General features: G+C 60.0%; 5 protein-coding genes. All 5 read right to left on the bottom strand.

What is annotated here, in order from left to right:
• Positions 1–260: 260 nt before the first annotated feature.
• The 5 genes from AC1DW2_RS39750 to AC1DW2_RS39730 all read right to left on the bottom strand — a co-directional run bounded on the left by AC1DW2_RS39750 (position 261) and on the right by AC1DW2_RS39730 (position 7,725).
• A complete protein-coding gene (locus AC1DW2_RS39750) occupies positions 261–1,295 on the bottom strand; it encodes an IS110 family RNA-guided transposase (RefSeq protein WP_441268013.1) in 1,035 nt (344 codons plus the stop codon).
• Positions 1,296–1,465: 170 nt separating this feature from the next.
• The gene (locus AC1DW2_RS39745) at positions 1,466–2,464 is read right to left on the bottom strand and encodes a phosphatase PAP2 family protein (RefSeq protein WP_477008762.1); all 999 of its coding nucleotides are present in this window, start codon (positions 2,462–2,464) and stop codon (positions 1,466–1,468) included.
• Between the two features lie 2,129 nt (positions 2,465–4,593).
• Positions 4,594–5,292, bottom strand: a complete 699-nt coding sequence (locus tag AC1DW2_RS39740) for a class I SAM-dependent methyltransferase (protein ID WP_477008761.1) — start codon at positions 5,290–5,292, stop codon at positions 4,594–4,596.
• A gap of 335 nt (positions 5,293–5,627) precedes the next feature.
• Positions 5,628–5,789 (bottom strand): hypothetical protein, encoded by a 162-nt coding sequence (locus AC1DW2_RS39735; protein WP_477008760.1) that lies wholly within the window; start codon positions 5,787–5,789, stop codon positions 5,628–5,630.
• Positions 5,776–7,725 carry an acyltransferase family protein gene (locus AC1DW2_RS39730; protein ID WP_477008759.1) on the bottom strand — a complete coding sequence of 650 codons (1,950 nt, stop codon included), beginning with the start codon at positions 7,723–7,725 and terminating at the stop codon, positions 5,776–5,778. Before AC1DW2_RS39730 ends, AC1DW2_RS39735 begins: the two co-directional genes overlap by 14 nt.
• Positions 7,726–7,926 lie beyond the last annotated feature (201 nt).

The following is a 7,926-nucleotide window of genomic DNA, read 5'->3' as shown; positions in this document are numbered from 1 at the left end:
TCATCTGTGGACGCCCCGCGAGATGCAAGCGGTTTTTGAAGAAGATCGGCACGTAGTCGGATGCTGCCATCTGTCCGGCCTCTGATGGTGCAGCGATGAAGCTGCGGGCCCGTATGGGAGTTCGCAGACCGGAACCAAATCATAAAAGCGTGCTCCAGGCACGATGAGTACATCTGGTTCTTCCGGCCCCGTCTCGCCGACTGTTGCGCCATACCCTCCTTCGACCGACTACATCTCTGACGACCTCTGGCCCGCCAAGATCACGCCTTGGCGGCAACCGGAGCCCTGTAGTTCTCCTGCTTCACAAGGAGCGCCCAGACGATCCGCGCCATCTTGTTCGCGAGCGCGACCGTTACCAGCATGCGCGGCTTGCGAGCTAGCATCTGTTCGAGCCACGAACCCCTTGGCGCGCCGCGTTTGCTCGCCTGTTGCACGACCGCGCTGCTGCCGATGATGAGGAGGCGCCTGAGCGTGCGTTCGCCCATCTTGGATGTCGCACCGAGCTTCTGCTTGCCGCCTGTCGATCTTTGAAGAGGCGTGAGACCGAGCCATGCCGCGAAGTCACGGCCTTTGGCAAAGGTCTCGGCTGGCGGTGCTAGAGCGGCGATCGCGGTGGCGGAGATTGGGCCAATGCCGGGAACGGTCATTAGCCGGCGCGATACTTCGTCCTCGCGAGCACGTCGCGCGATCTCCTGGTCGAGGTCCGCGACCTTGCCATTGAGCTCGGCCAACAGATCCAACATCAATCGGAACATGGCGTGGGCCGCTTTGGGAAGCGAGCTGGCCATCTCTTCTTCCTCGATCAGGTCGGTAAGCATCGCCACGTGCGAAGGCCCCTTAGGTGCGATCCAACCATATTCAGTGAGGTGTCCCCGGATCGCGTTGATGAGCTGCGTTCGCTGCCGCACAAACAGGTCACGGGTCCGAAACACCAGACCCGCCGCCTGTTGCTGTTCGCTCTTCACGGCCACGAACCGCATGCTCGGCCGCTGCGCTGCTTCGCAGATCGCCTCGGCATCGATCGCGTCGTTCTTTTGCCGCTTCACAAAGGGCTTTACATAGGCGGGAGGGATCAGCCGAACTTCATGGCCAAGCCGGGCGAGCTGACGGGCCCAGTGATGGGCTCCGCCACATGCCTCCAGAGCTACCGTGCAACTCGGCTGGGCCGCGAAGAAATCCAGCAGCTTTCCTCGGCTGATCCGTTTGCTGAATATAGCTCGCCCTTTCCTGTCCGCTCCATGAGCGTGGAAAACATGCTTGGCGATATCCAGACCGATTATGCTAACCTCCGACACGGACGCCTCCCTTAAGTGGTGCTAAACACCTCCACTTTGGCACATCGATGCCGTCGGCGGGGCGTCCACCCCATCATTAAGCGGCTTGGCCGACTGATGTCCGCTCAACCCCCAAACAGCGGCGGAAGAGCGGACTTACCCGAGGTCGCAGAAGGGCCACAAGCCGACGTTCATAGACGTATCGCATGCCGGGACATGTTCCGGCGGCTCGGCCGCACAAACGTGGTGGCGAAGGCAAGAGCGACCAGCCGGCCCGGTGCCGCCGATTTCGGCTCCGTCGAGACCGCCAGCGGACTTGCAACGAAGACCGCCGTCAGGCCTTTCGACGTCTGGATCGTTAGCGCGGCCACCGACACGCCCGCGATCACATCCACGAAGTAATGCCCCCCGACCAACGGGGTCGCGACGAGCATTCCCGCATTCAGCATCAGCAGGGCGGGACGCAGCCACCAGATGCTCCATAAGCTCCAGATGCTGAGAAGTGCCGTGGCAGCGTGAAAGCTCGGGAAGGTGAGGATGCCGCCGAGCTTCGCAAGGTTGAGAGTCCGCAACGTTCCATCGCGCAGCATCGGTATGTCGCGCGCCTGTCCTCCATATCCGTTCGCCTTGAAAAGTTCGGTGTCGGAGGGCAGTCCGAACTCGAAATAGGTGCCGATCGCCGGAAGCAGGGAGGAGACGACAATCACCACGCACAACGCCAGTATTGACGCCATCACGAACTGCTGCAGACGGATATATTGCCCCGTCAGCCCCAGTACGACCGGGACGCCGAAGGCCGGCACGAGGATCATTGCGTAAAGGAACTTGGCGTAGAGCAGCAATTCCGGACGGGCCATCGCAAAATGGAAATACGCAGGCCAATCCAGGCCGAGCAATCGGTCAAGCTCGGCAAATCTCGCGTCCTGCAGCGGCATCCCGGCGCCCAAGCCGATATACGACAGCGGCACCGCGAAGATCACGAAACAACCCATCTGCGCAAATGCGAGCATGGTAAACGCCGGCCGCTCGCCCCAGCCCCGCCGAATGAGCCACAACCCGGCAACCGCCAGCGCTGGCGCTGTGAGGACCTCCGTCGTTATCAAACCTTCCAGCGTGAAGGTTGATACGGCAAGCCCGATGCAGAGCGCCAACGCACATCCAGCCACAAGGCTCCAGTTGACCAGTTGCAACCTGTTAGCAATCCGTCGTTCACAGGGAGGTTTCACGCTAAGTCTCAGCTTTGACCGTGGGACAAATAACCGATATCAACAACCTCTCTTCTGAGTTGCATTGCCGCGATCGGTCAACCGGAAACACGGCGAATGCTCAATTTTCCATGAACTGGCCTAAACGAAGGTAGTTCCAGTTTGCCGCGTTCCGTGCGGAAATAGACGACAGTTGCACGGATCAGAACGCTACCGCCGCCGAAACAAAGCTTTGTCCGCTACGGACGGAAGTGGGAATCCAATTAAGGATTGGGTGGACGTTGTCCAGCAAACGAATGCGGGATGGGATGATGCTATCCCGTGGGCGGCGGGCAACTATCACCTCACATATGGGCGGACTTTCGCCGGATCATACAGCTGGAATCTGACAGATCCGCCAGCTGGGCGTGAGGGGATTAAGCTTCACCAGGGGAGCATTAATGATCCCTCAGGTCCTGTCCATGGTTGCATCGGGGCTAGCGCAAATAGCTTTCTTAAGCCGGTCTACGATGCGCTCAATGCTGCAGGTGTACTGAACGATTCCATTGCTTGTGAGGTCAACAACAACTTCAACTATAGCATCTCGATTGCTTGCGGGAGTGCAGTTCATTGAAGTCGGAGATGCCATCGACGCCGAGGACGACGGCCTCGCCATCGATCACAAACGGCTGTTCGCGGGTCAGTCGTGTCCGGCGGGGACAGTCTTTGCGGCCGTTGGCGGGCAGAACTCGAAGGCGTTACGCATGGGGCTGAATAGGCGCTGACGCGAGCGCATGCGAGCCCCGCAAGCGGGGAGTCGGTTCCGACTGCCGCTCCGCCAGTTCATCGGCAAGCCAGCCGGTAGGCCAAGATCAGCGAGTTAGCGTTTCCGGGTTAAGACGTTGCCGGCTGAATCGACGTGAACCTTGATCTCCTGTCCCCACGCATCCTCGGCCGCCTCGTTATAGGAGCGCAAATCGCCCATCAGTTGCCCAAGGCGTATGCTCCGAGGCCGTCGTTCTGAGACATCGCCGCGGCAATGGCTTGTGCTCGGTCTAGAGGCGTCCCGTTGACGGGCAATGTGATCGTTACCTTGACGGTGTCCATCAGAGAACTCGCTGCTTTGTAACATGGACGGTACTTTCCGCGCCGCTGGCTTGAGACCCTATCATACAACAACTAAGGGCTGTACTCCTGAGCGCCATAGATGTGTGCCCGGTGCGGGTAGCTCTCTTCGGGCTTCCAGCTGTTAAGAACCGCGCCGCAGACGCAACGCATCATTGAGCTTGGGATCTCGCTGTCGAGCTTCTCGCCGCGTGCGCGCTTGGCTCGCATCTCCGTGCGGCTGTCGCGATCCTGGCGCCAGGCATCGAATGCCCGCGGAGATATCGACGGCAGCAGATCAGACTAGGCGGCTTCGAATGCGGTGCGTGCCTGGTCAAAGGTCGCCACTGTGCCGGACCTCTGCTGACCCGGCTCTAGTCCAGGATGAAAGCCGCAGCTCCAGCCCCATTGATCGGCGCCGATCGGCACGCCGGCGCGCTGACCGATCGTGCCGATGCAAACGTCGCCGTAATAGATCAGCCAAGTCTCCCGGCGCGGGTCGTCGGTGTTGCAGCGGCGAGTGAGGGCGGGGATGCCGCCATCAAAGCGGTATCGTACGCACCTCGCAAATTATCGTTTCCTAGTAGTCCGGGATGATCGCGAGCTACTCCTCGTCGTGGGTGTGGACAACAATGCTCGTGGGCCAGCGCTGGCGGGCCTTTCTAGATCAGCGCTAGTAGCGGGATCGGCACACGCCGCCATAGTAGTCGAAGCCCTCAGGACAGACGGCGGAGCCGCTACGGGTCCAATGCGGCCGAACCGCGTGGCTCCCACCGCGTGCATAGCTTCCGCGGAAGCCGCCACGTGGCCAACAGGCACCGCGAGCAAAGTCGTGACCTTCAGGGCAAACCGCAGAGCCATCGTAGCGCCAGCGAGCCTGTACTTGGGCTGACGCAGAATCGAAGGACGAAAGGATTGCAGTTAATGCCAGAGCTGCAGCGATCGCGGTTTTCATCGTAAGTTCCTCCTCCGCGGAGGTAACTGCTCCCGATGAAGTCGGTTCCGTTCGTGCTTGTCGATCCGAGCTAGAGTTATTTGACCGCGTCTACGAGTACTGAGACGTCGGATCGACGAGGTCGAAATAGCGCCGGTCTCGCATCTCTGGCACGATGCTGTCGCCCGGCGACGGTGACGACGGCGTGCGCAAAGCCGGCGCGGCGATAGGCCTCGCGTATCTTGTCGACGGTCCACCAGTTGACGTGCTGGCCGGGCACCTCGCGCTGCAGCTCAAAGTCGACCATGCCGCACAGCTTGCTAAGGGCCTCTTCCATGCAGGAGGCCCCGGCAAAGATCGCATCGATCTCGCCCGGCTTGTCGCGCAGAATAGCGCCGCGGCGCTCCTCGCCGCCGACGCCCTGGACGAGCTGGGTCGCAACTTCGTTGATGATCCAGATCGACATGCGCGGCACTGAGTATGTGTGATCGCCGGCGCCGAACGGGAAGGCGTGACCATAGTGGAAGTTGATGTAGCTGTCGCGCGGGCGATAGGCCCAGTAGAACTGCTCGGCATTTGGCGTGGTGACGCGGATCACGCCTCCGGGGTTGAGGATGCGCTGCGCCCCGGCGAGCAGGTGATCGACGTGGTCGTCCTGCAGGTGCTCGACGGTATGGCTGCAGTAGACCAGCTCGGCGCTTACATCTGCGACCGCGACCGGCGCGCCGGAGGTGATGTCCCAGGCGATGTCGATCAGCTCGCTTTGATAGCCGTAATAGTCGCTGTGGTAGTCCACGTTGGTCCAGTGCGGATGCCTCCAGCTGCCGGATCCGAAATTGTGGAACGGTCTGCGCGCTAGCGTCTCGGCCGGATGAAGCTTGTCGTAGGGTTCAGGCGAATAGAGCTCGCTCGCTGTCGGGGCGACCTGGTCGACTTCCTCAGGCGGGCTATACTCGTCGCGCTTGCGCGGCGACCCTCTGTTTCGCCCTACTGAGCGCGTTTCATTCCTCCAGCCCTGTTTTTTCCTTCGGGGGCGATGTGAATCAACGATCGGCGCGAASTCAACTTGATTGCGGGGATGCGACGTTTTTCACCGCACGGCACGAGCAACCATGCTTTAGTTGGAGACTCCTAGGTCTTCACCGCATTGCCGGAGCGGCTCAGGGGCGCCAGGCGGCTTGAGAAGGACCTCACCAATAAGAACACGCCAATGATGAAGATGCGCACGCGCCCATTGTGAGCGGCCATATCATCCCGCAGCTTCTTCCTGAAGAAGTGGTCACCGATCGGCATGGTGGACCTCCAGAAGCTTGCTGATCTCAGGAGCGATCAAAGCGGCTCCATCAGAGCTTAGATGGTCGGTGTCAGTGTAGAGGACCGTCCCATTAAAGACGGTTCGGCAGCGGCCACCATCACAGAGAACGCGGTGAGGATAAACCGGGTGATATCGCGGGTTCGCGGAGAGTTCGGCCGCCAATCCTAGTACTGGTGCGTTGCGTTCCAAATACCGCTGCAAGCTGGTCGTTATTGGGGGCGCATGTCTCGCCGTTAGCTTCGCCAGCGTTCGTGGAACGTGCCAGCCGACCTCGGGGATGGGCAAGACGTGATAGATCGTCACTCCAGAGTCGAGCAGCTTGAGCAGGGTTGAGCGCATCGCCGCAAGTGTTACCTCTTGACGCTTCGGGTCTGAGCCGGAAAATCCGATAGGGGTGACGGGGAAGGGAGCCCCAGGCTCGACGCCACCTTCGCCGTTATCGAAACGTGTTCCAGCAATGTAGGCTGTGCTGCGATCATTCACGATCAGGTTCTTGATGTCGTGGAGTTTCAGTGCGGCAAAGACGCCGTTCATAAGCCCGCTGCAATGGTATAGATCGACTACCTCGATAACCTCGGCGATAAACGGGCATCCGGGGTTGGTATATACCGAGGCGGCTAGTCCGTGCTTGGACAGCATATCGCCGAGCGGCCCAGTCAGCGCATCGGCGTGGCTGTCGCCGACGACTGCGAAGGTAGGCGCCACCTTGGCGCCGATCACGCAAGCCTCTGCGATCGGCCTGCGGCACGATTTGCCATCGACGAAGGCAATACCGCGCTCTGGCTTGGCGTTGAGTATGGCGACTTGGTCCGCGGTGTAGCGCTGAGGAAGCCCTGCGGACCGAACGATCAGTACGCAGGCGATCGTTAAGAACGCCGCTGCAGAAATGGACGCAGTTGCGACGCTACGGAACGTTGCGGCTCTGCGCAGGGGCAGTTCAACGTAGCGGGTGCTTAGGGCGGCCAAAGCGCCGGATAAAAGGATAAGCGAGGCTATTGTTGCGGGGCTTGGCGCGTTTATCAGCGTGTGTCTTGCGAAGGCAAAGACCGGCTGATGCCAAAGATAGAGTGCGTAAGAGATCGACCCGATATAGACCAGCGGCGGCAGCGACAAGATACGCGACGCCGTGTCGGTCCCGCCGAAGCCAAGAATCAACGCCGTGCCCAAGACCGCGAGTAAGGAGCCGGAGCCGAAGCCGGATGGATTGCCTAGAAACAGGACCGAGGCAAGGACCGTCAATAGCCCGATTGGGGGCAGCAACTTGTTTTGCCAGCGCGGCATGGTTGCCATGGCCGCTCCGGCCAAGAGCTCCCAGGCCCTGAACTGAAATAGGTAGAAGCCGCGTGCTGGGTCGATCCTGTGTTCACGGTAAGCGGCGACAAGCAAAATGACGGCAGCAGCGTAAAGGATCAAAGACAGTGCCCTGCGGGCGTAGACATGCGTCAACACAAGAACGAGTGGAAACAGGAAATAGAACTGCTCCTCGACTGCCAGCGACCAAGTGTGAAGCAGCGGGAGCAACTCGCTGGGGTCTGAGAAGTAGTTCGTGGTCTGCAGGAAATACACGTTCGCTACGAAAAACACTGCCGCCACGGTGCTCTTCGCAAGGTCCAGGAACGGTTGCGGCGGCAGGATCATGAAGCCGACCGCAACGCTTGCAACGAGCATCAAGAACAGGGCTGGCAGGATACGCCTCGCCCTTCGCTCATAGAACGAACGTATCGACAAGCGCCCTTGATCGAGGTCGTCAAGCAGAAGCTGGGTGATCAAATAGCCAGAGATCGCAAAGAAGACATCGACGCCAAGATATCCGCCGCTGAAACCTGGGACTTGACCGTGGAACAGAACGACGGGCAGAACGGCCACCGCCCGGAGACCATCGATTTCCGGTCTGTGTTTAGGGGATGTTTGCATTGGTGGAACTTTAGGGAGTTGTTCCAGCCTAGCACTGCAACGCAATCGCAAGCAAGCCGCCCATAAGGAGCCCTCATCCTAAATCTCAATGCCCTCACTTCGGTAAATACGAAACTCCTCTAATGGCAAGCTAACCGTGAAGCTGAGGTCCTTCCACCCGCCAAGGTCGAAAGTTCGCTATCTCGCAATTTCGAGCGTCTG

This window comes from Bradyrhizobium sp. P3_C3 (assembly GCF_056402655.1).
The sequence above is the reverse complement of the archived record's forward strand: the minus strand, read 5'-3'. Positions and strand labels throughout refer to the sequence as shown.